Source organism: Fibrobacter sp., from assembly GCA_017503015.1.
Lineage (GTDB): Bacteria > Fibrobacterota > Fibrobacteria > Fibrobacterales > Fibrobacteraceae > Fibrobacter.
The window spans coordinates 28,730-53,669 of record JAFVTX010000008.1 but is presented as its reverse complement, the minus strand read 5'-3'; the positions used below and the strand labels follow the sequence as shown (position 1 = coordinate 53,669).

Here is a 24,940-nt window from a genome sequence, read left to right as displayed (position 1 = left end):
GTCGGCAGTGACAACCAAGTCGGTTGAACTGTCAACCGGGATCGATATACCGGGGAAAAGGTGTAAACCAAGTCAGAGAAACTGTCAACCCGGTCAGTAAAATCACCTAAAAAGTGTCAACCTTTTTCAGTGATGGTCACGGCAAAAATGAAAAACAGTTGCTTTTACACGTTGTTTATACTATATTTTGTAGTTGTATCAACTGCGAGGCGCATATGGCGATGTCAATTCTACAAATCCGTGTAGACGATAATCTCAAGAACGAGGTGAGCGACCTGTTCGAAAGGCTCGGGATGGACATTCCGACCGCGGTCCGTATTTTCTTCAAGCGGGCTATCATTGAGAGGGGACTTCCGTTCAACGTGAACGAAATCCCTTCTGCCACCACGCAAGACAACAGTCGGCTGATGCAAGCCCTGTATGCGCTCAACGACGAGGCTCACAAGAACGGAACCGCCGGGATGAGCGAAGAGGAAATCGAGGCCGAGATCAAGGCCGCAAGAGCAGCCCGAAAAAAATGATCACCCCCCAAAGCCTTCCAATACCTTGTACAGTAGGGTGTACAGCGTCTTGGCTTCGGTGTCGGAGAGGTTGACGCAGCTGGCCATGGACTTGGGGACGCTTGCGGCCTTGCGCTTGAGCGATTCGCCTTCGGCGGTGAGGCTTACCGAGAGGCAGCGCTCGTCACTCTGTTCGCGGGTACGCTGGACATAGCCCTTAGCCTCGAGCTTTTTCAGGAGCGGGGTGAGCGTCCCGGAATCGAGAAACAGTTTTTTGCCGAGTTCCGAGACGTTACACTTCTTTTCTTCCCACAGCACGAGCATCACAATGTACTGCGTGTACGTGAGGTCGAGCGGCTCCAGGTACGGGGCGTAACGGCGCGTAATCTCCTTGGATGCGGCATACAGCGGGAAGCACAGCTGGTTTTCGAGTTTTAACTGGGGGCAGTTCACGGCATCTCCTAGAGCAGTTTTTCTACGCAGGCGCGCACGGCGTCCATGTCGGCGGTGGGTTCGAAGCGCGCGACAACGTTGCCTTCGCGGTCCACGACGAACTTGGTGAAGTTCCACTTGATGTCGGGATTATTCTTGTAATCCTTGTCGATGCTCTTGAGGAGTACTGCCATGGCGGCGGCCTTCACGCCAAAGCCGAAGCCTTCGAAACCCTTCTGCGATTTCAGGTAGGTGTAGAGCGGCAGCTCGTCGGGGCCATTCACGTCGGACTTTTTCATTTGCGGGAATTCGGTGCCGTAGTTGAGCGTGCAGAATTCGTGGATTTCGTCGTCGGTGCCGGGGGTCTGGCCCTTGAACTGGTTGCAGGGAATGTCGATGACTTCGAAGCCCTTGTCGTGGAAGTCGGAATACATCTGTTCGATAGGCTTGTAATGCGGGGTAAAACCGCAGCCGGTCGCGGTGTTCACGATGAGCATCACCTTGCCCTTGAAGTTTGCGAGCGGGACCTGGTTGCCCTTGCCGTCGGTGAGCGTGAAATCGTAGATGGTTGCCATAATGAGCCTCCGTTTTTTATGAATGTCGGCGCTTGGTTGCACCGCATTTCATTGCATTTTGTTTCGCCGTATTTGATTGTATACAATTAAATTTTATAAAATTTATTGCCAAAAGTCAATAGGTTTAAGCAAAAAAATGATTTTTCTCGCGATTTTTCTATTTTTACGCCCATGAAACGCATAGAAGTCGTGGCAGGCATCATTTGCGCGGATCCTTTCGGGAATCCGGCTGCGCCTCGCACGCCAGGCGTTCGGTTTTTTGCCACGCAGCGCGGGTACGGCGACTACAAGGACGGCTGGGAATTCCCGGGCGGCAAGGTGGAACCCGGCGAAACCCCGCAGCAGGCCCTCGCCCGCGAACTAAAAGAAGAACTCGCCATCGACGTAAACGTGGGCGAAAACAGAAATTTTTGGGCTCAAGAGAGAGCTTTTTTGTAAATTGTAGCCTATGAAGTTGAATGCGGTTTTCTTTGCATTTGTTGTAGGCCTTTTGTCTTTTGCGCAGGCGGCGGACACCCTGGAAGTGTTCGTGCTGCTGGTGGATTTCAAGGAAGAGCAGCCGGACAATTCCCTCACCACGGGAAACGGCCAGTTCAATTCCGACACCAAGGTGAATTACAAGCTGGATCCCTCGGGAGTGCGTGCCAATCCAAATTATTGGCTCAGGCATTTTGAGTTTGTGAATGCCTATTACCAGGCGGCTAGCGGAGGTAAGCTGGCGGTGCGTGCACGGGTGTTTCCTGAAAATTCCCTGTACACTTTGGACAAGCCCATTATGGGCTATAACCGTACCGGCAAGAGCAAGGGCGAAAAGACGGCGGAATACGACGAGGACCGCAGTCGCCTTTACCTGAACTTTATTTACGATGCGGTGGCCAAGGCCCATTCTTCCAAGGATTCGCCCTTCAAGATACCCCTTTCCAAGAACCCGAACGTAAAACGCTCCTACATGATTGCTCACGCTGGGGCGAGCCGCTTGCTGGATGGCGGCAGCATGGGAACCCGCAATGCCGACACGCCGGGAGATTTTTTGGACATTTACGTGGATAAGGATGCCTGGATGTACCTGATGCCCGATTCCGCCAAGAACGAAAACGTGAAGCCCGTGATGGGCGTGGGCGAGAGCGGCGATACGGTGACGACGGCTCTTTTGCTGAAGGGCGCAGATGCGGGCGCTACGGATACCCTGCGTTCTATCATGGTGGTGTCTGAGACGGCATCGCAAGACGGCCTGAACTGGGGCATCAACGGGATTATCACAAACCAGGTGGGTCGTGAACTGGGGCTCCCCAACACTTACGACGTGGTGAAGGGAATCAGCCGTCTGGGCTATTTCGACCTGATGGATTTTGCTGGCTACAACGCCGGTAACGGATTCTTGCCGGCACTGCCTGCGGCTTGGGACAGGCTCTACATGGGCTGGGGAAAGGTAAAAGAGGTTCGGCCTACGGCAGGGAAGCCCGTGACGGTGGAAATCGCCGCCGCCGGTAGCGGCCTCGGTACCGAAATCGTGAAAGTGCCCCTGAGCGGGAGCGAATACCTGCTCATCGAAAACCGCCAGCGCAGCTGGAACAAGGACGGCTCGGTAGAAGTGGGATATGTCCAGAATGCAGGCGAACAGACCGAAGAGAAAAAGGTTACAGTTCCTGTGGACAGCATCTCCAAGCTTTTTGAAGACAGCGTGTGCGTGAAGGGCAAATGCAGCCAGAACAAGAAGCAGTTGAGCGGTTTTATTCTCGCGCCCAGTTCCTTTGACGCGGGGCTCCCGGCCAGCGGAATTGCCGTCTGGAAGGTGAACGAATGGCACCTGCGGGAATCCTTGCAGTACGGCATAGCGAACTTCTGGGGCGGAGACACCCTGCGGGACCACCAGTTTGGAATGTCCCTCGTAGAATCCGACGGGATTCTCAGCATCGGCAAGTCCTTCAAGAACGCCCTGGGCGAAGACACCTACGATTACGGCAGCGGCACGGACCTGTTGCCCCACCTGCGGGTGCCCGCGAAGGATTCCAAGCAGAAATTCGATACGGTCAAGACCATTGGCACTACGGGCTATGCCAACACCATGACGGCCCAGGGCGGTTACACCGGAATCAAGATTACGGTGAACGTGCCGAAAGACGCCCGCAAGGAGAAAACTTCTAACGCCTTCATGGGCGACAGCGTGGTGAACTTTGCGGCACCTGTAATCAGCGTAACCATCAGTATTGACGACGGCAGTATTGAGGGGAGCAAGTTCCCGCGGAACGTGGGCCTGAATTCGGCGGTGCGTGGCGCCGTGTTCGTTGATGACCCGGAACAGGCCGGGCAAAAGATTGTTGTGGTGGGCGCCGAAGACGGAACCCTGCAGGCGTTCAATGCTTTAGGCGATACGCTGTTCGTGGCGGACACCGCGATTGTGCAAAAATCCCTGACCCGCGACAGCGCGAAGGTCGAGGTTCCGCTGTACCGCGTGGGCGCAAGCCATAGCCCGCTGGTGGGCATGGCCAGCGACGGCAAGAATGTGTATAGCCTGCACAGGAATAAACTGGTAAGGACCCGCTTTGTAGGTGGCCTCCCCATACAAGATGAAATTCCGGTGGATTCTGCGACGGCGGGGCCCGTGATTCACGATGGACAAATCTGGATTGCCAGCCGCGAAGGAGCGCTGATTTATGACGCAAAGACCTTCGCTCCTGTTCAGGGATTCAAGATTTCGGAAAAGTCTTCGGCAAAGGTCTTTACGGACATGGCCTATTGCGGTAAATTGTCCAAGAGCAGCGACGACCTGTTTGCCTACGTGTCTGATGACGGCTCTGTGTTTACCTCTCGCGGGCCCAAGAAACTAGAGGGCAAGTCCGGCGAAAAATTCCGCATTGCCTGTACCGACATGGACCGGGACGGCGCAAGCGAAATCATCGCCGTGGGCAGTCGCGGGACTGTGGCAAGCTTGAATTTTGACGAAAGCAAGGGCGCCCTCAAAACTCTCTGGACCAAGACCTACAAGCGCGGAGCCGCAGGCACCAGCGGCCTGAAGGACGAGACCTCCGGTATTGCCATCGGTGACATCAACGGAGACAAGTATCCCGAAATCGTTTTCTTGGGGAACAACCTCGTGTATGCGCTGGACCGTTCGGGCCTCCCCATCGCAGGGTTCCCGGTGACGATCTCCCGCGGGTCTCCGATATACGGATTTTTCAGCGACCCTGTGCTTGTAGATGTGAACGGTGACGATACTCCCGAAATTCTCGTGCCCAGTAACGACGGCCTGGTGTACGCCTATACGGGCAAGGGCAAGGCTCTTACAGAAAAAGACGGATTCCCCCTGGCGGCAGGCAGCTTTGAATATGTGGAGTCCGTAAAACAGCTGAAGCCCATGAGCATCTTCGTGGCTGACGCCATTCCCGACGCAAAGTCCGCAGGTCCTGAAATTTACGCCCTACATAGGAATAGCCTTTCGGCGTTCCGTTTGAAAAAGGCAAGCGGCAAGGCGGTGGAATCTCCGGCGGCGTGGACGCTCCCTGCCGGCGGAAACGAAAGGACGGGCTACTTTGACGCTTCTCGGCTTGGCGAACCTGCGGCAGCCAAACTGAAGGACGAAATTAAGGAATTTTTCGTGTACCCGAACCCTGTGCGGGGTGGAAACGCCAAGGCCCGCTTTGAAATCGGGAATGCCGCCAAGACGGTAACGCTTGAAATCTACGACATTACGGGCTACTGCGTCTATCAGCAGAAAATGTCCGGCGTAGAGGCGGGTCGGAACCAGTTCGAAAATCTGGACCTGAAAGCTTTGGGCAGCGATGTCTATACGGTCCGGCTGCAGGTGAAGTTCAGCTCCGGCAAGACCAAGCAGAAATTATACCGCATCGGAGTGGTGAAGTGACACGTTGAAAGTGGTTAGTGGTTAGGCCGTAAGGCCGTGGTTAGTGATTAGGTTGTAGGTTTGAAGGTCTGAGGTTAGGGTTATGAGATTAGTAACAAATTTTGTCTTTGAGGCGACATTCGCTTTTTTGATGGCCGCTTTCCTTGCGGCCTGTTCGGCAAGCGGTGGCGAAGAGACTTTCGCCCCCCAGTTCCCCGACGAGGATGCAGGCACTGTCAAGTCTTCTGGCAGCAACGGTTCTTCGGGTTCAGTCGCTCCCGAATCCTCCGACGGTGCGGTGGAAGATTCCGCCTGGGCAGCCCTTGTGGAATGGGCCGAAATTCCAGCCACGGACGTCACCCGTGGAACGGCCACCTATTCCATTTCGGGCTTTGAAATCGCAACAACCGAAGTGACCCGTGACGCCTATTTCAAGGTCATGGGGAGCGTTCCCCAGCAGGCAAATGACGGCGAAGATTTCCCGGTGGAAAACGTGAACTGGTACGAGGCGGTGCTTTTCTGTAACGCCTACTCTAAACTGCTGGGTCGTGACACCGCCTATGTTTACACCTCCGTAGGTGACGAGTCTTACCTGAAAGATTTGACCATCGATTATTCCGCCAAGGGAGCTGTTCGCCTGCCTACCGAAAACGAATGGGAAGTGGCGGCCCGCGGTGGCACGACTACCACTTATTATTGGGGTACGGATGAGGCAAAGAATTACGCCTATTACGCACAAAGTAAAGGCCCCGTAGCGGTAGGGCTATACACTCCCAACGAATACGGTCTCTTCGACATGGGCGGTAACGTGGCCGAATGGGTGAACGACTGGTATGGCACTTACGAGAACAAGGACCAGACAGACCCCACGGGGGCAGAAACAGGCACGAACCGCGTGGTGCGCGGTGGCGGCTGGAGCGACAAGGCCTCGGCTATGGCTTCTAGCGAGCGCGACAAGAAGGCCCCGCTGTACAAGGGCCATGCTTTGGGCTTCCGAGTTGCCCGTTCCGCAAAATAATTTCCGTAAATTTTTTAGATTTTAGCCCATGAAGATTTCTAGCTGGATTCTCCTGTTAGGGCTGTTTGTGCTTTTGGGCTGTTCCAAAGAAGAACAGGCCCCGCTGCCGCCCTTGAAAAAGATTGAAGTCCCCGAAGGGGTTGTCGGTTTTTATTCCGGCAGGCTCCCTTGTGACAACTGCAAGGGCAATGTGGTCAAGGCGGAACTGAAAGAGGACAGCTCCGTCGTGTTCATCCAGAATATCGTCAGGGGCTCTACTCCTGATTCCGTGAAGACGGACACCCTTTCGGGCCGTTTCACCTTTGATGGCGACAGGCTGTCTATGGAACTTTCCGAAGGAAAAGTCCGTTACCGTTTCCAGCAGGGCTCCTACGGCTCTCTGGCGCTGCTCACGGGAGCGGGTACGGTCTATAAGGACCAGGACGGATTCAAGGCGGAACTAATCCGCATTTACATCAACCCCTTGCGGAAAACGGCCGGCGCCGATACATCCAAAATTGCCGACACCGCCCTGACCAAAGAAGCCGATACGCCTAAAGTCGCCGACACCTCCAGCGCTCAAGGAGAAAACTGATGCAGTGCAAGGCCCTGATTGTAGATGACGAACCGCTGGCCCGCGTGCGCATGCGTTCCCTGCTGGAGCCATACGCTTCAGAAATCGAGATTGCGGGAGAGGCGTCGTCTGGCGCCGAGGCCATCGAAAAAATCGAGGAACTTTTGCCCGACGTGGTGTTCCTGGATATCCAGCTTACGGACATGGATGCATTCCAGGCCTTGAAATCCCTGGAAGAGGACATGCCCCTGATCGTGTTCACCACGGCCTACGACAATTTTGCCCTGCGGGCCTACGAAGAGAATACGGTGGATTACCTGCTGAAACCCGTAGAAGCCTCCCGGCTAGAAAAGACCGTCGAGAAACTGCGGAAACGCCTTGCCCAGACGGCCAGCGAAAACCAGCTTCCCGAAAATTTCTCCTGGGATGCCTTTAGGCAGATGATGGGTTCGGCAAACAATTACTTGCAGCGCTTGCAGGTGAAAATCGGCGACAGGATTTTGCTGGTGAACGTCGATGAAATTATCCGTTTCCACAGCGAAGAAAAATACACTACGGTCTATACTCCCACCAACCAGTACGTCATCGATACGCCGCTGGTGGATTTGGAAAAAAAGCTGGACCCCGCCCAGTTCGTGCGGATTCACCGAGCCCATCTGGTGGCCATCGACTACATCGCTGAAATCCGCAAGTCGGACATGAGCCGCCTGAACGTCATTTTGCGGGACAAGGAACGCACCCAGCTGCTGGTGAGCAGGAATTTTGTGAGGAGGGTCCGCAGCCTCTAGCGTCCCTGTCGAGAATTATATGGACAATACACCGAAACAGTTTTCGCCAAAGAAGTTTTTGAAGGGCCTCACGCGGGAAATTATCGTCCCGGTAGTGCTTGCGCTGATTGTAATCCAGTACGTGATTCAGGCGTTCCAGATTCCCAGCGGTTCTATGGAAGATTCCCTGCGCACCGGAGATTTTCTGCTGGGCCTCAAGTTCACCTACGGCTCTCCCATTCCCTTTAGCAACCAGCATTTCCCGGGATATACCCTGCCCAAGAAAGGTGACGTGGTGATTTTCCGCTACCCGGGCGAGCCCGAATACCCCGACAACAATCCCGGGCGTTACACCCATCTGTTTAACGCCCTCATGTTCGGCAACTTCTACTGGGATCACGAACCCGAAGAAGGCCAGCCCCACCTGGTTCACTATGCGGATGGCCCCAAGGACTACATCAAGCGTTGCGTGGGCGTAAGCGGAGACACCCTGGCGGTTCACCAGGGCGTGCTTTACCTGAACGGAGTCCGGCAAGACACGCTCCCGGGTCACGGCAAGTACACTTCTACCTTCCGGACCAAGTCTCCCAAGGATGAGCGGGAAACCTTCGTGGTGCCCTCGGTAGGCGACGTGTTCTACGTGGATTCCCTGCCGCTGGAAAAACTCTGGTGGCTCCGTTCCCTGATTCTGCAAGAAAATCCCGACAGCCACGTGGAGCTGGACATTTCACTCTGGCAGGACAGCGTCGAAAACAACAACTACGAATTCAAGAATTTCTTTATTCCGGTAGAAAACGACCGCAGCCTCTTGATAAACGACATGTTGCGTTACAACCGTACCGTACTGCAGCAGCACCTGGTGCAGGGCGACACGATTTACGGAGCCATGAGTTTTGCCTATTTCAAGGAACTTTCGAGAATCGGGTTCTTGCCCATGCTGGACCCCCACGCCAAGGGCGGCTTGACCCGACAGGTGAGCTACATCGGGTTTGACGCTTCGGTGCTTCGCGACTTGGAAGGAAACGTGGCCCTTGAGAACCGCACCGCCGAAGATACCGCCGGCGTGGTAGAAACTCTGGAAGTGGACGCTCCCCAGGACGGAGCCTCTACGGTAGAAGGAATTGCCGGAGACACCCTGTCGGCCCCTGTGCCGCAGCTTTCGATTCACCGCCGTCTGCTGGTAGATGGCAATCCCATCGAAAGCTATACCGTCAAGACGCCCCAGTTCTTTATGATGGGCGACAACCGGGACAATTCCGCCGACAGCCGCTACTGGGGTTTTGTGTCCCTCCGGAATGTCCGGGCCAAGGCTTTCGTGATTTATTTCTCCTTCGAAAACGAAGACCAGAAATTCGCCCTGGGCAATCCCTTTACCTGGTGGCGCATTCCCTTCTGTATCCGCTGGAGCCGTATCGGCAAGGTGATTCCCCTGATTTAAAATGAAAAAGTTTGCCGGGACATATTCTTGGATGCTTGCGCTGGCCATTGCCTGTGCGGTTCTGAGCGTGTTCCTTGTGTCCTGTGCCACCCAGGTGGCGCCCGGCGGCGGGCCCGAAGACAAGCTCCCGCCGAGAATTGCGGCGGTTTACCCTGCACCGGGCACGACGAACCATCCCAACGAACTTTACATCAAGCTGGAATTCGACGAATGGATTAACCCCAGCATTCCGAGAAACGCCGTGTCCATTTCGCCGCCTATCGAAAAGAAGATGCGTTTCGAGGTCAGCGGCAAGACCCTGGAACTCACGTCCCGCGGGCTTTTGGATACGGGCACTACCTATACGGTGACCTTTGCAGGGGGCATCAAGGATTTGCGAGGGAATTCTCTGGCGAAGCCTTTCCAGGTGGTGTTCTCTACGGGCGCCCACATCGATTCGTTGAAACTCTCCGGTCGCATCATGGTGAACGATTCCATGATGAAAAAGAAACTCTACCCGAGTATCGGGCTTTTCTTGATGGGTACGGAACGCGAAGGAATCCGCTACCTGCAGAAGTTCAGGGACTCCACCACGAAACAGCTGGACTCGCTCCCCATGCTTGCGAAGGAGCCGCCCCTCTTTGCCACTCTGGCGGACAGCGCCGGAAACTTTGAGCTGACGGGCCTCAAGCCCGGCCGTTACCGCGTAGCGGCATTCTTGGACGCCAACGGCAACCAGAAAATCGAACCGTCGGCGGAATTGGTAGGCTTCTGGATTCAGGACCTGGTCTTGACGGAAACTTCGGCGGACACCCTCTGGATTCCCCTGGGCGACCAGGACACGAGCTATCTGGAGTTGGAGTCGGTCACCCAGCCTTTTGCAAACGTGCTGGAGGCCACTTTTACACGGCCGGTCTATTTTGATTCTGCCTTTACGGATACCGCCAACTGTTCCATTACCTCCAACACCGATGGCAAAAAGCTGTACCCCTCCAAGGTTTATTTGGGTGCTTCTTCTAAAAAGCCGCAGTTCTACTTTAACGAAAAGCCCAAGAAAGAAACGGTTTACAAGTTTGCCTGCAACAGCGCGAAGGATTCCCTGTTCCGCCCGCTGGACACGCTCCGCAACTATGTGGAATGGGAATGGCAGGAGATGGCGAAGGACACTCTCGCTCCAAGCATCGTAGCGGCAAAGTTTACCTCCAGGACCAAGGCGGTGTTCCCTCACGACTCGCTGATTATTTCTTACGACAAGCCCTTTGGAGATTCCCTGGCCCAGACGTTCTACACCGCCATCAACAAGGACACGGTGCAGTTGAACGTGGTGGCCCTAGACCCTGTCCGCCTGCTTGTAAAGCGCGACGAGGAATGGCCTACCGACGTGGCTATCGAAGTTTTGCAGGGCTATAACGACACCACCCTTGCGGCAGCCGACAGCAACGGCGTGCGCGATACGGTGGTTACCCTCAAGTACAAGCGCCTGGCCCGCGTAGAGGCGGTGTCCAAGCTGAAGCTCGCGTCTCTCAAGGGAGCTGTCCCTGGCGGAAACGACCAGGTGGCGGTGCGGCTCACCTCCATCGAGACCAAGGCGGCGCAAATCGCGAAGTGCGACGCCGCGGGTAACTTTACCTTCCCGGATTTGGAAGAAGGCGCTTTCTTTATCGAATATTACTACCCCAAGGAAGGCCGCGACACGCCCGATGCGGGCGCGCTTTCGCCTTTCTCTTTCGGCAAGCCCTGGCGCGCGCCAAACGACACGCTCAAGATATCCAAGGGCGAAAACGACTTGAACAAGCTGATTCCCAATTTGCCGACATTGTCGAAAAAGTGAGATTCTCATGAACATTCCTACTTTCATTGCCATCGATTTGGAAACTACGGGCCTTGAATTTGACAAGGACGAAATCATCGAAGTCGCCCTGGTGCGTTTCGAAAACGGCAAGGCGACAGAATCCGTAGATTACCTGGTCCGCCCGGCAACGGTCAAGCTGCGCCCTTTTATCGAGAGCCTTACGGGAATCACCCAGAAGGAGCTGGACGAATCCGAGGACTTTGCGTCTTTGGCCGGAAAAATCCGGAGCTTTATCGGCGACAGCCCCATCGTGGCTCACAATGCTTCCTTTGACGCACGCTTCTTGAAAGGCGCTTTCGAGAAGGTGGGAATCGACTTTGCAAACCATCCCGTTTGGGATTCCCTGACCCTTTCAAGAATCGCCTTCCAGGATGTTCCCAACCATCGCCTGGATACGCTGGTGCAGGCCCTCGGGATTGAGCAGAGCCGCGCCCATAGGGCGCTCCCCGATGCAGAGGCCTGCGGAAACCTGTTCGTAAAATCCTTCGAGAAAATTTCGTCTATGGACAGTTGGCTCATGGACGCTCTTGTGCGTGTAGGTGCAGGCAGTCATTGGGAAGCTCTTTTCGGGAGTGCTGCCAAGGCCGACAATTCCACAGCCGAAAACGCCTCCGGTGTCGCCGCAGGTTCCAAGCCGGGCTACAAGATTCCCGAAGTGGCGGCTGAGTCGGGCGCCGCAGTTCCTGCAAAGGGCCGTCGGGTCTCCGAATTTTTTGACGAGGGCGGGCTTCTTTCCAAGCAGATTCCGGAATTTGCCTACCGCAAGAACCAGGCGGAATACGCCGCCATCGCCGAACGCAACATGTACAAGGGCGGCCTCTGCGTCATAGAGGCTCCTACGGGCTCCGGAAAGTCCATGGCCTACCTGGTGGCCGCCGCCAACAAGGCGGTGGCTGGCGAACGTGTGGTCATCAGCACAGCTACTCGTGCCCTGCAGGAGCAGCTCTGGAATCACGACATCCCGCAGATCGAACCGCTGTTCGATGGCCGTCTGAAGGTCTCCATGCTGAAAGGCCGGGACAACTATCTTTGCCTGCGCAAGTTCGAGCAGATGCTGGAATGTTCCGCCGGCCTTTTGCAGAGTGACGAGCGGGATTCTTTTATGGCGTTGCTCCCCTGGGTAGAGACGACTACTACTGGCGACATCAACGAATGCACCTCTTTCAACCACAACCGCAATCGGGTGCTCTGGTCCAAGCTTTCGAGCAGTGCCGCTACCTGCGAAGGCGAAAAGTGTCCCCATTATTCCCATTGCCCCGCCATGGTGGCCAAGCGCCGCGCGGCCGCTTCCAACATGCTGTTGGTGAACCACGCTTTGTTCATGGCGGATCTGAAACTGGATTTTGCGCTGCTCCCCGCCTACGAACACATCGTCTTTGACGAAGCCCACCGCCTCCCCGAAGTGAGCAACCAGGCCCAGGGCAGGCTGGTATCCTTCTTCGGTTTCAGGAACACCGTCAAGACTCTGGTGCCTTCCAGGCTCAACAAAGATGGACTCGTAGCCGAAATCGAGAACCGCATCCCTGCCGAGGAGACGGCTCTCCTTGCCGCCTGCGAAGAACTGATTGGCGCCCTGAACGAGACGGAAAAATGCCTGCACCGATTCTTCATGAAAATCGGCAAACGCATCGGCAAGCTGAAAACGGACAAGACGGGACTTATCTACCGGAACGGGATTCTCGCCGAATACGACGCCGACCCCAAACCCTTTGTGGACCAGTTCCTGGTGGCTGCATCCCAAGCCGACAAGCTGTTTGACGCCCTTGCGGCAGTGCCTGCGACCAAGGGCCTGGTGAAGGATGCCCGCGGCGCCATGGAAGAACTGTCCCGTTTCATGACGGATTTTGAATTCTTGACCAAGGCGGGCCGAAATGATTGGGTGTTCTACCTGGAAGAACCCTTCAATCCCCACACCCTCAAGATGCATGCCTACCCGCTCCATTCCGGCGACACCTGGAAGGAAAAATTCTACCCCTGGATAAAGTCGGCGCTGTTCACCTCCGCCACCTTGGCGGTGCAGGGCGACCTTTCTTACTTTGTCCAGAAAATGGGCATGTCCAGCGACGGCCCTGGTAAGCGGCCCTTCCTCAAGGTGTTCCCCGACGAACAGGCCCGCAACTCCCGCACCTCCGTCATCGTGACGAAATACCTGCCCAAGCCCTCTACGGCGGAATTCGGCGAAGCCCTGAACGAAACCCTTTTGCAGGTCTTGCCCAAGACCGACGAAAACGCCCTGGTGCTGTTCACCAGCGTCTCCACCATGCTGAAGGCCCAGGCGGCGCTGGCTCCTGCCTTTGCTGCCAAGAACAAGCTTTTGCTGTGCCAGCACGTAGATGGTTCCCTGGACGGTCTCGTGTCCATGTTCCGCAAGTCCCGCGGCGCCTGCCTGCTTGGCTGCCAGACCCTGTGGGAGGGCGTAGATTTCCCCGGCGACGCGCTGAAACTTTTGGTCATTACCAAGCTTCCGTTCCCCAACCCCTCGGACCCGCTGGTGGCGGGCATTTCCGCCGACATGAAATCCCGGGGCGAAAACACCTTCAAGAGCTACTTTGTGCCCGAGGCCTACATGGAACTGCGCCAGGGCCTTGGCCGCCTTATCCGCACGGAATCGGACTCCGGAAAAATCCTGATTCTCGACAACCGCGTGGTGAACGAGGCCTACGGCAAGACCTTCATGCGCATCTGGAACAACAAGCAGCAGGTAGCCACCAGCTCCGAAGAACTGGATTCCCTTTTGTAAAGTTTTCCCTCTTTACCTTGGCGGGGGAAGCCTCCCCCTCGGCAAAGCCTTGCCCCACCATGTCATGCCCGCTGTCATCCTGGAGCGCAGCGACGGGATCCATACTTTTCATACCAGCAATTTTCAGGGGCAAGTCTTTGCCTACCCCCTCTCCTAGGGGCTCTGCCCCTAAGACCCCGCAACCCTTCTCGTCATCCTCGCGACCTGTGGTGAGCGAAGTCGAATCAAGGCGAGGATCCGCTATTATTTTGGCGGGCGTTTCCTTCAACAAATCTCTCCCTCGATGTGAATATCTCTCGTTCACAGGGACTCACTTCGTTCGACTGTTCACTCGAGAAACTCACATCTCGGTCAATAAACAAAAAAAATGGCTCTGGTTCACAAGTGCTTTGCGGTCAAGACTTTTTTTGGGCAAAAATCGTTTCTGCAGGAGGAAACTCTTGTGACTGTTAGTCCCTGCGAGTTTCCGCCGAGAGTCTTTCGCTAAGTTTTTTTACCCCTTCGTGCTTTCCCTCACTTTCTCGATGACTTCCTCCGGTGTCACAAAATCCAGCACGCTGAAAGCCGTCATCTCGTTACCCATGTCCTTGAAACTTGCGCCAAAAAGATATACAGTGTCATCGACCAGAAGAAAACGGTCGTGAATCGTGCGCATGGTCTTCAGTTCTAAATTTGGGTACTGCTTTTTGTGCAATTCTGCTGCAGCTTGGAATTCGGGTGTAATTCTCGGGGAGTAGATTGTCGCCGAGACACCTTTCGCCCGCATGGCCGCGAATTTTAGCACCTCGACGGTGGCATACGGGTCGATGAATACTACGGATTTTTTGGCGGTTTTCACAAGATCCGAAATCAGTATAAACCCGTCAAACCGCGTTCCAGTCGTAAGAATTCCACCCGTTGGAGTTTGTGCCGCATTCACGAAAAAGTCTATACGTTGTTCGACTGCAGAAAGCCGGGAATCCTGTTCGGCAATAGACTTCCGGACATCCGCGATTTCTGTTCCCTGGCTCTCGATGAGTTGCCGCTGTTCGTGCAGACGGTCCGCAATCTGCAAATCGGTCGATAGCTTTCGCTGGTTCACGACATAGCCATTGAGCATGTAGTCTTTAAGGACGTGATTTGCCCACTGGCGAAAACGCGTGCCAGCAATAGATTTAACGCGATAGCCGACAGAGATGATTACGTCAAGGTTGTACAGGACGACCTCAGAAATCTGCATTTTCCCTTTAATTGCGCCATGGGGAGTGGTATGTGCAAAATTTGCACATACCACTTTTGAATCCAGTTCGCCCTCCTTGAATACGTTTTTGATATGCTTTGCGATGACGGAACGCTCTCTTTCGAACAGCGCAGCCATCTGTGCTTGCGTAAGCCACACCGTCTCGTTTTCTACACGCACTTCCAGCCGGACTTCGCCTTCCGGCTGGTAAAGCACGATTTCGCCCCTGTTTTCGTTCCCGACCTGGTCGGGAATCTCAATTTTATCCTTTTTGCTCATTTTACCTCCAAAAAAAAGTCGTATTTCCATAGCCCGCAGCCTATTTTGGCTGCTATGGGATATGGAAATACGACTTTCGCGGGGTAATATACAAAACAGAACCAGGAAAGGGCAAATTTTTAAACAAATCTCTCCCTCGATGTTTTACAAGTAAGAACCGTTTCCGCCGAGAGTTCTGTTTTCGGTGCCACCCCCCCCAATTTGTTACCCAAATTTTACAATGGGGGGGGTATGGACTTTGGCAGGGGCATTACCTATATTTCACAAGATAAACTATAGACGGGGATGTTCTTATGAAGAAGTCTTTCCAGCGTGTCATTGCGACCCTGAGCTTGTTTCAGGGGAAGCAATCTCTAACCATCTTTATGTTGGCGGCATTCTTCGCCCTTTGGGGCTGCGACGATTCGTCGTCTGCCTCTAGCAACGGACCGGATGAAAATGCAGCGGTCGATTCTTCATCTTCGGTCTGTAAGGATTGCGATGACGAATCAAGTAGCTCTACTAAAAAGATTGAATCCTCTGCTGAGGAAGCCGGTTCTTCAAGTAGAACAACGTCTAGCAAGTCTTCATCAAGTGGCAAGACTGCATTTTCAGGTTTGTCTGATAGTGGGGCTAGTAGTTCTAGCATAGAAAAAAAATCCAGCACTAGTACCGAAGATATGGCTTGCTCAAAAGAAGGTTACATAAAAAGTGTTTGGGATAGGGCAAGCCAATCGTGGGTAGATTATATTTGTTCCAACAACTATTATATTCCTGCGAGTGAATATGTTCCTAGTTCCTCCAGCAACTATCCCGTTATGGACAGCGTATTCAACAGCGAGCTGAGTTATGGAGAATTCGAGGATCCAAGAGACCATCAGGTCTACAAGACAAGAACGCTTACTTTGTCTAATGGGCAGAAAATTGAAGTCTTTGCGCAGAATCTGAATTACGGGAAATTTCTAAAAGAAGGTGATGAAATCATTGAGGGGGATACAATAAAATTCTGTTACGATGATGATGAGTGGTATTGCGATAATTTCTACGGTGGACAGTACACCTGGGCAGGTGTTATGGGTTTCCCTTATGCATGTAATGATCACAAAACTAATACGGTCGAGTGTCCTTTCATATTGGATGCCGACGACTACGGAAGGCAATATAGGGGCATTTGTCCAGAGGGGTGGCATATAACGAATAAGAGAGAATGGGCTGTAGGAATTGTTGGCGGAAGAGGTTCTTTGTCGGTCTCTAAGGCTTCTGGGGGCGTTGATGCTGCCGGACTATCTATTTTGTTGAGAAATAACTATGCATCCTGGTTCTTGCCCTCTGTTTTGGATGGAAATCTTCAAGAAAATGATACTCATGCTCAAGTGTTGAAGTTCTCTATAGAAACTGGTGAATTTGGATACGTTAGAAAGGGTGCAGAAATTACGGGAAAATATGTACCTGATTCGAAACATAGATCCATAGTAGGAGTCAGATGTACGAGAGACTATGTTTATGAAAACTAAGAGATGAATTTAGATTGCAAAATCAAAAAACGAGGATAACCTATATGAGTAAGAAAAAAGAACGAACATATAACTCCTATCGTATTGAACAGCTAGGCCCTCGTCTGATGATGGATGCGACTGTCTCCGATTGATTCTTCTGTCTGTTGCGTTAAGGACTCTGACTAACCCGCCGATAAACAATCATTCCACACCCCACACTACACATTACACACTCGCGTCTGCGTTAGGGGGCGTCGCACCTTTGTGGCGAGACTTGCGATAGATCCTTCGACTTCGCCCTGACGGGCTTCGCTCAGGATGACACATCGCAAGGCTCGATGAGCCGACCCCGGATCAGGTCCGGGGTGACGAGAGGCGAGCAGCACCCGACCCGGCCCCAGGACGGGGAACGCCCTTTGACGGCAGGCACTTTTTTTGCTAGATTTGCGTCCCTATTTCAGGGGATGCGCTATGATGGATTTGTCTGTATTTTTCGATGGAATGTCCAAGCCCATGCTGCGTGAGGTCCACGCCACGGCATATGGCAAGAAGGGCCTGCTGAACAACGCCTTGATTCAGTCGGAGGTAGTATCCTTTTATTCCAGCGAAGAACGCATGCAGTCTATCCGTCAAAAATTGGAGAGCTGGCAGCGGCATTGTCTGGACCTGATTTATCTGAGCGGGAGCCGCGGGCTTTCTTACAACGAGCTGCGTCTTTCTGTGCCGGCGGCCAAGAGCGCCGAGCTCCAGAAGTTCTTGATTTCCCTTTGCCAGCAGTTTTTGGTGTGGCGTTCTTCGACGCCTGCCGCTGTCGTGTATTACGGTTTCAGGAATTTCGAGGAGAACATCCGTTACGTTCCCGAACCGGTGGACCCTTCCAAGGGCACACACGTGGGTTACAGCGTGCTTTTGGACTGGCACGTTTGCAAGGTGCTGGGACTTGCCCAGCGGGGCGAACTGAAGGTGAACGGCAACGGGACCCTGCACCGCCGCAGCCGGCAGCTCTGCCTGGATTCCTTTACATCGGCTTCCAAGCTGTGGTCTAGCGCCGCCGAATCGGAGCTGACCCTGATTTTCAGTTTCTTGACCCAGAACCGCTGGCTTTCCCTGGTGGGCACGAACCTTTACCCCTCGGAAAAGGCCCTTGACTTTTTGAAGAAGAACAGTTTCCGCCTGCATCAGGACATTCTCTCCTGGTGGCTGTGCGTCCGTTTCCAGAAAGACCGCATGCTCTGCAAGAGCCTTTTCAAGAACCTCTCCACGGTTACCTCTGTGCAGGACGCCGCCCAGATTTTTTGGGTGCTGGACCCCACCTTCCGCATTCTGGACAAGAGCCGCCACCTGGGCTGGGAAAACCTGCCCCGCCCCCTGCGGGAAGCGTGGCTCCTGGGACTTGTGGACTTTACCCTCTCCGGGCAGAAGGGCGTGCACAAGGTGGAGCAGGTGGCGCTGAACGCAAGCGGCCTGGAATGGCTGGAGACTTCGGTGATGCCCATGCCCGAGGCGTCTGTTTCGGTGCTCCCGAACTTTGACATTGTGGCCTCCGTAGGCACGTCGCCGAGAATCCTGTTCGTGCTTTCGACCCTCGCGGTGTCCAAGAACGACGAGACCTTCCTCTGTTTCAGCCTGGACAAGGAGACTTACCTTTCGGGGCTCCGCAGCGGTTTTCCGGAATCGGAAATCGAGCATTTTAGGAACGGCGTCAAGACGCCTGACAACGTGTCTTCGGCTCTGGACGAATGGAACGGATCCTTCTATGGAGCCCGGGTCCGCACGGTGCGCCTGCTGAAGATTGACGACGCCAAGGCGCTGAACGAGCTTTCGGCTTTCCCGCAGTTCATGGAAAACGTGGAAGAGTTCATTCCGGGTTATGGCTTTTTGATTAAGCCGGAGCGGGAAGAGGGCGTGTTCAGCATTCTGGAAAGTTACGGTTTTTGCCCCAATGCCTCTCGCGCTCTGGAAAATGCAGAGAAGGCTCCTACGGAAGAATGGCGCAAGGATTTCTGTATCCCGCACTACGAGGCGGGCACGCCGGACTACGAGCTCCGCGGCGGTCAGGACGAATCGTCCATGCAGTCTTCGCTGGACGCCACCAAGTACGGGAGTCTCTACCGCAAGCTGGATACCTTTGATCTGGTGAAGGTGCTTCGCTATGCGAAGGTGACGGGAACCCTGCTGGGCGCCCAGGTGAAGGACCCCGGCAAGCGCAGCGACAAGATGAAGGAAATCACCTTCTACGTGCATTCCCTGCACCTGTCCAAGGCGCCTTTCAACGCCGAAATTCAAGAAGTGGGCAGCGAAGAAAACCATCCCTTGCTTCTCTCCTTTATCCAAGAAGTCAAGGTCATGCAGAAAAAATCCGTCTAGTTCGGACTTAGTTCGGATTTAGTCGAAAGCGTTTTTAGGGCAGCGTCTGGGCGTAGCCCGCGATATCTACCATTTCGTCCAGCGTGAGCTCGTCGTAAAACGGTTCCATGCCCTCCCGGGTCTCGTCACCGAAATTCATCTGGTACCAGAATGTGGGCATGTCTTCCCGGGCCCTTTGCCCCAGGTAGGTGGGCTTTGCCTCCATCGGCGTGAAATTGATTCGTCTGCCGTCGATATTGTGGCAGCCCCTGCAGTTCTGGTAAAAGAGTTTTTTGCCACGCTCCAGGTTTGCGCCCTTGATTTTTCCGTCTTTGTCCAGGAGCTTGTAGACCAGGTAGGCCATGCGCTTGTCTTCTCTGGTGAGGGTGTCTCCGGGAGAACCGGGCTCAGGCGCGTCTCCTGCAGGTGCCGGATCGCCAAGAACCAGGCCGTAGCCTGCAAGACAGAGGGCGATTCCCAGGGTTCTAAACGAACGGCGCATGGGGAGAATATAGTAATTAGGGGGTAGGATTTACGCCTAGCCTTGCTTGGCGGCGATAGAGGAGCGGTGCTTCGACACTTTTATAGCGACGCTGTTTCGTGAGGAGGTCTGCTTAACAGTGGACTGGGCCTTGTTAGATTGGTCTAGATTGAAGGCCTGGCAGCGGGCAGGAACGGCAGTGCCGAACACCCAAGCCTGTTCTACGATGGCCTTGCAATTTCTCGTCACATTGATCGATTGATTGGGGATTGCCCGCGTATTTTCGGCAGAAGCGAATGTTGCGGCGACCAGTGCGAAGATGACCAAAAGCTTTTTCATTTTTTTGAACTCCCTGTTCTTTTTGAATTGTTTGTTTCTTATGCCCCTAATATACCTTTGCAAATCCATAAAGTCAAATACATAATTTTCATCAAAATGATAGATTATAGTTATCAGTTATCAGTCATGGGTTTTCAGTATATAATTTGGCGCCAAAGGCGCGACCATACGAACTCACCACTCACCACTCACAACTCACACCTTCCCTCCTGTCCCTCATTTTATATATTGTTCAGCACAAATGAACACGGAAAAAACGCACATCTCCTTTGCCGCCCTCTTGCTTTTGGCGTTCGGCTTTTTCACCTTCTCTTTCGGAGGTCCTATGAATCATCCCCTGTTGGAAAACGTTCTCTTGACGGGCCGCTGGCAAGTTTCGTCCCAGGCCCTTACCGCAAGCGCTCCCGGAGTCATGGTCCAGTTTGCCGCTACCACGAAGGAACTTTCCTTTGACCTGGAAGGGGAGGCCCGCTACCGTCTGGATATCGACGGCAAGACCGCCGAGTATTTCGTCATCGACGCCCGCGAAACCCACAAGGTAAAAGTCCAGAGCGAAGGCGTCCACCAGTTCCGCCTGATCAAGGTCAGCGAGTCCAATCCGGGAAAGATCAACCTCTACAGTATCGACCTCGGCAAGGGAGGCAAGTTCGGACCGAAGCCCAAGGCTTCTAACCGCCGCATCGAATTTATCGGGGATTCCTACAGTGTAGGTTACGGCAACGAGGCGAACGGCCCCGAAGACGGAACCGTTTTCGAAAAGACCAATACTTCCAAGAGTTACGCCTTTTTGCTGGCCGACGGATACAAGGCGGACTTTCAGATTAACGCGGTGAGCGGCCGCGGCCTTGTCCGCAACTACGACGGGATTGTGCCCGACTGGCCTTTGAGCAGGCTCTACGACTACACCGTCTTTGGTGCGGCGGAACAGGGGGAATCCGAACTCTGGAATTTCGAGACATTTCACCCCCAGGTCATCGTGATTTTAGTGGGCATCAACGATTTTCAGGGCAATCCTCCCTACGCGGATCCTGCCGCCTTCAAGGCGACCTACGACGCCTTGCTCGCCAAGCTCCGCAAACTGCACCCCGGGGTGAAGTTCCTGCTGGTATCTACCAAAACCTGGCCTAACGACGCCATGACTCCTGCGGTGCAACAGGTTTTCGAAGACCAGCAGGCGAAGGGCTTCAAGGACCTGGAGTACAAGTTGGTCCAGACAGAGAACACCGCGCTCCACGGTCACCCCTCCGCACACTCCCAAGAAGAGCTTGCACAGACCCTCCGTTTCACGGTTGGCCGATTGGGAGGCTTTTTGAGCAGGTAAACTCTTGTTTTCGCAATAGTTTTGTATTATTTTGAAAGCAAGTTTAACGGAATCTTTTAGATGTCTTGGTTGATGGAAAAGATATATGCCCTGTTCAGGATGAACATCCTGATTTTTGTGCTCCTTGCCGCTACGGTTATCGCCCTTACGGCTTACCACAAGGGGCTGAACGACATTGTCTTCTTGAACCTTTCCGACTACCCCTACATTATCGCCCAGACGGACTCCGCCGACGGCGGTAATTCCGCAGTCAAACTGATCCGTACGGATTCTTCCGTGGTGGTGGACTACGAACTGCGGGAAGGCTACGCTTACCCCTTTGCGGGTATCAAGATTTTGCTGGGAGATGGCCAGACCAAAGGATTGGACCTTTCCCACTACGACAGCATTTTCGTGTGGATTAAGCCTCGCGGCGAGGGAACGGTGCGCCTCTACATGCGCAGCTACGATCCGTCCATTTACCGCGAAGGCGACGAAAGCTCCCTGAAATTCAACGAACTGGAATTTTTCCCGCTAGAAGAAACCTACCCTGCGGTGTTCGTACCCCAGGAATTCCGCGTGGCGGGCTGGTGGGTGGCCCAGAACGAAATCAACGTGCACAAGGCCCGCGTGGACCTGTCCAACGTGCCCCTTATCGAAATCCAGACGGGCACCAACGCTCCCCTGGGCTACGGCACTATGGAAATCCGCGGCCTCTGCTTCAAGGGCAAGAAGATTGCCTGGGCAGACCTGGTGACCATCATCGTCGCTATCTGGTTCGTGACCTTCTTGATCATCTTGATTATCCGCTTCTTCGACTACAGCCGCGAACGGGCTTCCAACAAGAAAAAGCGCGAGGAACTGGAAAAGAACCTGAAGGCCCTGGAAATCGAGAAGAGCGAATACGAGAAGTCCAGCAAGGAAGACCCGCTGACGGGTTGCCTGAACCGTGCGGGCTTCAGCAGCGTGCTTATGCGTGAACACGAGGAACTGGTAAAGAACGGAAGCCCCGTTTCCTTCGTGATTCTGGATATCGACCATTTCAAGGACGTGAACGACACCTGGGGCCACAACGTTGGCGACGAGGTGCTGGTGAACCTCACCAAGCTTATCCAGGGCAAGATCCGTAACACCGACGCCCTGGTCCGCTGGGGTGGCGAAGAGTTCGTGATCCTCTGCGGCGACACGCCTATCCAGAACGCCCAGTTCCTGGCCGAAAAGCTCCGTCACGCCATCGAGACGACTCAGCTTATCAAGCAGCAGGTGGTTACTTGCTCCTTCGGTATCGCCGAAATGGTTGCGGGCGAAGATCCCAAGCGCCTGTTCGACCGTGCGGACAAGGCCCTGTATGCCTCCAAGCAGGCAGGCCGCAACCGTGTGACCAGCGCCACCTTCAAGAAGTCCGAATCCAGGTAGGCTAGAACAGGAACCCGCCGAAGCGGACGATCACTCCTGCAAAGACGACGCTCACCATAGTCATGAGCTTGATGAGGATATTCAGGGAAGGACCTGCGGTATCCTTGAAGGGGTCGCCCACGGTATCGCCGACGACGGCGGACTTGTGTGTATCGGAGCCCTTGCCGCCGTAGTTCCCTTTTTCCACGAATTTCTTCGCGTTATCCCAGGCGCCGCCTGCATTGTTCAGCATGGTGGCAAGGGCAAAACCGCACGCAAGTCCGCCCACCAGCAAGCCGAACACTCCGGCCACGCCCATAAAGAGCCCCACCAGCACCGGAACCACAACTGCCAGAAGCGACGGGATGACCATTTCGTGCTGGGCGCCTACGGTGGAAATCTCCACGCAGCGGGCGTAATCCGGCTGGCCCGTACCCTCCATGATTCCGGGGATTTCCCTGAACTGCCGACGGACTTCTTCGACCATGGCGCTGGCGGCACGGCCCACCGCCTTGATGGTGAGGGCACAGAACACGAAGGCCATCATGGCACCGATGAAGATGCCTCCCAGCAGCAGCGGGTTCATGAGGTTCAGGTTGTAGATGTTCATGAAGTCCACGTAGTTCGCCTTGCTGGCCACAAGGCCGATAAGCTCGCCGCTGGCAGAGACGGCGCGGTTTCCGCCGTCGAGAATCTTTGCACCGTCTATGTTGGCTACCGCATTTACCAGGTCCTGGCTGTGGTTCGCGAAGGTGACGCTGCCTACGTTCCAGAGGCCCTTGGCCGATGTAGCCAGGTGGCCAATCCATATCTTGATTTCTTCGACATAAGAGGCCAGCAGCGCCATGGCGGTAAGGGCCGCAGACCCGATGGCGAATCCCTTTCCGGTGGCGGCAGTGGTGTTCCCCAGCATGTCCAGTTCGTCGGTACGGGCGCGCACGCTGGCGTCAAGCCCTGCCATTTCGGCGTTTCCGCCGGCGTTGTCGGCAATAGGCCCAAAGGCATCTGTAGCCAGGGTAATTCCCAAGGTGCTGAGCATGCCCACGGCCGCAAAGCCTACGCCGTAAAGTCCCATGGCCATGTTTTCAAAACCACCAGCGCATCCAAATGCGGCGATGATGCCAATCACGATGGTCACCACAGGGAGCCCCGTAGAGAACATGCCTACCGAAATGCCGTCGATGATGGTGGTGGCGGCTCCAAGCCTAGCCTGCCCTGCGATGCCCCTGGTAGGCTTGTAGGCGTCGGAGGTGTAGTATTCCGTAAACTGCCCAATAAGCACGCCGGCGGCAAGGCCCGAAAGCACCGCCCCGAAAATTCCCATGCCGATAAATCCAAGTTTCACCATGACAAAGAGGGCGATGAGGATCATGATAGATGAGCCCAGCGTTCCTGTCAGGAGGGAGTGGAGAAGGTTCTTGGTGGTGGCATCTTCCTTGGTGCGGACCATGAAAATGCCCACCACCGAAAGCACGATACCGATGGCCGCCACCACCATGGGGGCGATTACGTAGTTGAGGCCTCCGGGGAGAGCCGCCCCCAGAGCCGCCGTCGCCAAGATGGACCCGCAGTATGATTCGTAGAGGTCGGCTCCCATGCCGGCTACGTCTCCTACGTTGTCGCCCACGTTGTCGGCGATGGTGGCCGGGTTTCTCGGGTCGTCTTCGGGGATTCCCGCTTCTACCTTGCCCACCAGGTCGGCGCCTACGTCGGCCGCCTTGGTGTAGATGCCTCCGCCCACGCGTGCGAACAGCGCCTGCAAAGAGGCTCCCATGCCGAAGGTCAGCATGGTGGTGGTGATTTCTACCATCTTGCCGTGGAGCCAGGCGTCATTTTGCAGGAAGGACTCGCTCCATTCTCCTAGTGCTAGTTTGTTTGCAATGTCGGCGCCGAAACCGAACACGTTGTGGTCATAGATGTAATTCAGCAAGATAAACCACGCCGAAATGTCCAGCAGGCCAAAGCCCACCACCACAAGGCCCATGACGGCCCCGCTTCTGAAGGCGATGACAAGCCCCCGGTTCAGGCTGCTCATGGCGCCCTGGGCCGTTCTGGAACTTGCGTAGGTGGCGGTCTTCATGCCCAGAAAACCGCACAGGCCGCTGAAGAAACCGCCGGTAAGGAACGCCACCGGCACAAAGGGGTTCTGGATGCCCATGATGGCGAGCACCACGAACACCGCGAACAGCACCGTAAAGACGATGGAGACGGTCTTGTATTGGCGCCTCAGGTAGGCAAACGCCCCCACCCGCACAAAGTGGGCGATGGCTTTCATTTTGCGGTTGCCATCGGGAGCTTTTTTCATGGCCCTGTAGAACAGGTAGGCCATAACGAGGGCGAACAGGGCCGCGACAGGAACAAGGAACCAAAAACTGGGAATCGTAGTCATGGGAACCTCCTATTTGAAATCT

The 24,940-nt window shown here is 54.7% G+C and carries 19 protein-coding genes; 13 read left to right on the top strand and 6 right to left on the bottom strand.

Annotation, left to right across the window (positions count from 1 at the left end):
* Nucleotides 1-215: 215 nt before the first annotated feature.
* Nucleotides 216-521, top strand: coding sequence for a type II toxin-antitoxin system RelB/DinJ family antitoxin (locus IKB43_01810; protein ID MBR2468880.1), 306 nt, complete (start codon nt 216-218; stop codon nt 519-521).
* On the opposite strand, the gene IKB43_01805 is transcribed toward IKB43_01810, so the two are convergent.
* A complete protein-coding gene (locus IKB43_01805) occupies nt 522-953 on the bottom strand; it encodes a MarR family transcriptional regulator (GenBank protein MBR2468879.1) in 432 nt (143 codons plus the stop codon). It lies immediately after the preceding gene.
* An 8-nt stretch (nt 954-961) separates the two neighbouring features.
* A complete protein-coding gene (locus tag IKB43_01800) occupies nt 962-1,507 on the bottom strand; it encodes a glutathione peroxidase (GenBank protein MBR2468878.1) in 546 nt (181 codons plus the stop codon).
* A 171-nt stretch (nt 1,508-1,678) separates the two neighbouring features.
* On the opposite strand from IKB43_01800, the gene IKB43_01795 reads away from it, so the two are divergent.
* The 8 genes from IKB43_01795 (at nt 1,679) to IKB43_01760 (ending at nt 13,695) form a co-directional block, all read left to right on the top strand.
* Complete coding sequence (locus tag IKB43_01795; GenBank protein ID MBR2468877.1) at nt 1,679-1,945, top strand: NUDIX domain-containing protein; 267 nt, start codon at nt 1,679-1,681, stop codon at nt 1,943-1,945.
* Between the two features lie 10 nt (nt 1,946-1,955).
* Nucleotides 1,956-5,369: a hypothetical protein gene (locus IKB43_01790; GenBank protein MBR2468876.1), complete on the top strand. Its 3,414-nt coding sequence runs from the start codon at nt 1,956-1,958 to the stop codon at nt 5,367-5,369.
* Between the two features lie 130 nt (nt 5,370-5,499).
* Complete coding sequence (locus IKB43_01785; protein ID MBR2468875.1) at nt 5,500-6,366, top strand: SUMF1/EgtB/PvdO family nonheme iron enzyme; 867 nt, start codon at nt 5,500-5,502, stop codon at nt 6,364-6,366.
* 28 nt (nt 6,367-6,394) lie between these two features.
* Nucleotides 6,395-6,940 (top strand): copper resistance protein NlpE N-terminal domain-containing protein, encoded by a 546-nt coding sequence (locus IKB43_01780; GenBank protein ID MBR2468874.1) that lies wholly within the window; start codon nt 6,395-6,397, stop codon nt 6,938-6,940.
* Nucleotides 6,940-7,707: a response regulator transcription factor gene (locus IKB43_01775; protein ID MBR2468873.1), complete on the top strand. Its 768-nt coding sequence runs from the start codon at nt 6,940-6,942 to the stop codon at nt 7,705-7,707. The genes IKB43_01780 and IKB43_01775 overlap by 1 nt, the downstream gene beginning before the upstream one ends.
* Before the next feature lie 19 nt (nt 7,708-7,726).
* A complete protein-coding gene (lepB, locus tag IKB43_01770; GenBank protein ID MBR2468872.1) occupies nt 7,727-9,124 on the top strand; it encodes a signal peptidase I in 1,398 nt (465 codons plus the stop codon).
* A 31-nt stretch (nt 9,125-9,155) separates the two neighbouring features.
* A complete protein-coding gene (locus IKB43_01765; GenBank protein MBR2468871.1) occupies nt 9,156-10,934 on the top strand; it encodes an Ig-like domain-containing protein in 1,779 nt (592 codons plus the stop codon).
* 7 nt (nt 10,935-10,941) lie between these two features.
* A complete protein-coding gene (locus tag IKB43_01760; GenBank protein MBR2468870.1) occupies nt 10,942-13,695 on the top strand; it encodes a DEAD/DEAH box helicase in 2,754 nt (917 codons plus the stop codon).
* A 493-nt stretch (nt 13,696-14,188) separates the two neighbouring features.
* On the opposite strand, the gene IKB43_01755 is transcribed toward IKB43_01760, so the two are convergent.
* On the bottom strand, nt 14,189-15,193 hold the full coding sequence (locus IKB43_01755; GenBank protein MBR2468869.1) for a virulence RhuM family protein: 1,005 nt from the start codon (nt 15,191-15,193) through the stop codon (nt 14,189-14,191).
* Between the two features lie 293 nt (nt 15,194-15,486).
* On the opposite strand from IKB43_01755, the gene IKB43_01750 reads away from it, so the two are divergent.
* Together IKB43_01750 and IKB43_01745 are read left to right on the top strand one after the other, a co-directional pair.
* Nucleotides 15,487-16,686: a hypothetical protein gene (locus tag IKB43_01750; protein ID MBR2468868.1), complete on the top strand. Its 1,200-nt coding sequence runs from the start codon at nt 15,487-15,489 to the stop codon at nt 16,684-16,686.
* A gap of 453 nt (nt 16,687-17,139) precedes the next feature.
* Nucleotides 17,140-19,035, top strand: a complete 1,896-nt coding sequence (locus tag IKB43_01745) for a hypothetical protein (GenBank protein MBR2468867.1) — start codon at nt 17,140-17,142, stop codon at nt 19,033-19,035.
* A 34-nt stretch (nt 19,036-19,069) separates the two neighbouring features.
* Here IKB43_01745 and IKB43_01740 read toward each other — a convergent pair whose 3' ends face one another.
* Nucleotides 19,070-19,516: a c-type cytochrome gene (locus IKB43_01740; GenBank protein ID MBR2468866.1), complete on the bottom strand. Its 447-nt coding sequence runs from the start codon at nt 19,514-19,516 to the stop codon at nt 19,070-19,072.
* Nucleotides 19,517-19,552: 36 nt separating this feature from the next.
* The gene (locus IKB43_01735) at nt 19,553-19,834 is read right to left on the bottom strand and encodes a hypothetical protein (protein MBR2468865.1); all 282 of its coding nucleotides are present in this window, start codon (nt 19,832-19,834) and stop codon (nt 19,553-19,555) included.
* 241 nt (nt 19,835-20,075) lie between these two features.
* Here IKB43_01735 and IKB43_01730 point away from each other — a divergent pair, with 241 nt between their 5' ends.
* Nucleotides 20,076-21,155, top strand: a complete 1,080-nt coding sequence (locus IKB43_01730; GenBank protein MBR2468864.1) for a hypothetical protein — start codon at nt 20,076-20,078, stop codon at nt 21,153-21,155.
* A 60-nt stretch (nt 21,156-21,215) separates the two neighbouring features.
* Nucleotides 21,216-22,550 carry a GGDEF domain-containing protein gene (locus IKB43_01725; GenBank protein ID MBR2468863.1) on the top strand — a complete coding sequence of 445 codons (1,335 nt, stop codon included), beginning with the start codon at nt 21,216-21,218 and terminating at the stop codon, nt 22,548-22,550.
* 1 nt (nt 22,551) lies between these two features.
* On the opposite strand, the gene IKB43_01720 is transcribed toward IKB43_01725, so the two are convergent.
* Entirely contained in the window at nt 22,552-24,918 is a 2,367-nt protein-coding gene (locus IKB43_01720; protein ID MBR2468862.1) for a sodium-translocating pyrophosphatase, read from the bottom strand.
* Between the last annotated feature and the right edge of the window lie 22 nt (nt 24,919-24,940).

Excerpts from the sequence above, each read along its gene's own strand:
- IKB43_01810 (MBR2468880.1), top strand. The coding sequence starts at position 216 with ATGGCGATGTCAATTCTACAAATCCGTGTAGACGATAATCTCAAGAAC.
- IKB43_01755 (MBR2468869.1), bottom strand. The coding sequence starts at position 15,193 with ATGAGCAAAAAGGATAAAATTGAGATTCCCGACCAGGTCGGGAACGAA.
- IKB43_01720 (MBR2468862.1), bottom strand. The coding sequence starts at position 24,918 with ATGACTACGATTCCCAGTTTTTGGTTCCTTGTTCCTGTCGCGGCCCTG.
- IKB43_01740 (MBR2468866.1), bottom strand. The coding sequence starts at position 19,516 with ATGCGCCGTTCGTTTAGAACCCTGGGAATCGCCCTCTGTCTTGCAGGC.
- IKB43_01745 (MBR2468867.1), top strand. The coding sequence starts at position 17,140 with ATGATGGATTTGTCTGTATTTTTCGATGGAATGTCCAAGCCCATGCTG.
- IKB43_01785 (MBR2468875.1), top strand. The coding sequence starts at position 5,500 with ATGGCCGCTTTCCTTGCGGCCTGTTCGGCAAGCGGTGGCGAAGAGACT.
- IKB43_01750 (MBR2468868.1), top strand. The coding sequence starts at position 15,487 with ATGAAGAAGTCTTTCCAGCGTGTCATTGCGACCCTGAGCTTGTTTCAG.
- IKB43_01760 (MBR2468870.1), top strand. The coding sequence starts at position 10,942 with ATGAACATTCCTACTTTCATTGCCATCGATTTGGAAACTACGGGCCTT.
- lepB (MBR2468872.1), top strand. The coding sequence starts at position 7,727 with ATGGACAATACACCGAAACAGTTTTCGCCAAAGAAGTTTTTGAAGGGC.
- IKB43_01765 (MBR2468871.1), top strand. The coding sequence starts at position 9,156 with ATGCTTGCGCTGGCCATTGCCTGTGCGGTTCTGAGCGTGTTCCTTGTG.
- IKB43_01735 (MBR2468865.1), bottom strand. The coding sequence starts at position 19,834 with ATGAAAAAGCTTTTGGTCATCTTCGCACTGGTCGCCGCAACATTCGCT.
- IKB43_01790 (MBR2468876.1), top strand. The coding sequence starts at position 1,956 with ATGAAGTTGAATGCGGTTTTCTTTGCATTTGTTGTAGGCCTTTTGTCT.
- IKB43_01775 (MBR2468873.1), top strand. The coding sequence starts at position 6,940 with ATGCAGTGCAAGGCCCTGATTGTAGATGACGAACCGCTGGCCCGCGTG.
- IKB43_01800 (MBR2468878.1), bottom strand. The coding sequence starts at position 1,507 with ATGGCAACCATCTACGATTTCACGCTCACCGACGGCAAGGGCAACCAG.
- IKB43_01725 (MBR2468863.1), top strand. The coding sequence starts at position 21,216 with ATGTCTTGGTTGATGGAAAAGATATATGCCCTGTTCAGGATGAACATC.
- IKB43_01780 (MBR2468874.1), top strand. The coding sequence starts at position 6,395 with ATGAAGATTTCTAGCTGGATTCTCCTGTTAGGGCTGTTTGTGCTTTTG.
- IKB43_01795 (MBR2468877.1), top strand. The coding sequence starts at position 1,679 with ATGAAACGCATAGAAGTCGTGGCAGGCATCATTTGCGCGGATCCTTTC.
- IKB43_01730 (MBR2468864.1), top strand. The coding sequence starts at position 20,076 with ATGAACACGGAAAAAACGCACATCTCCTTTGCCGCCCTCTTGCTTTTG.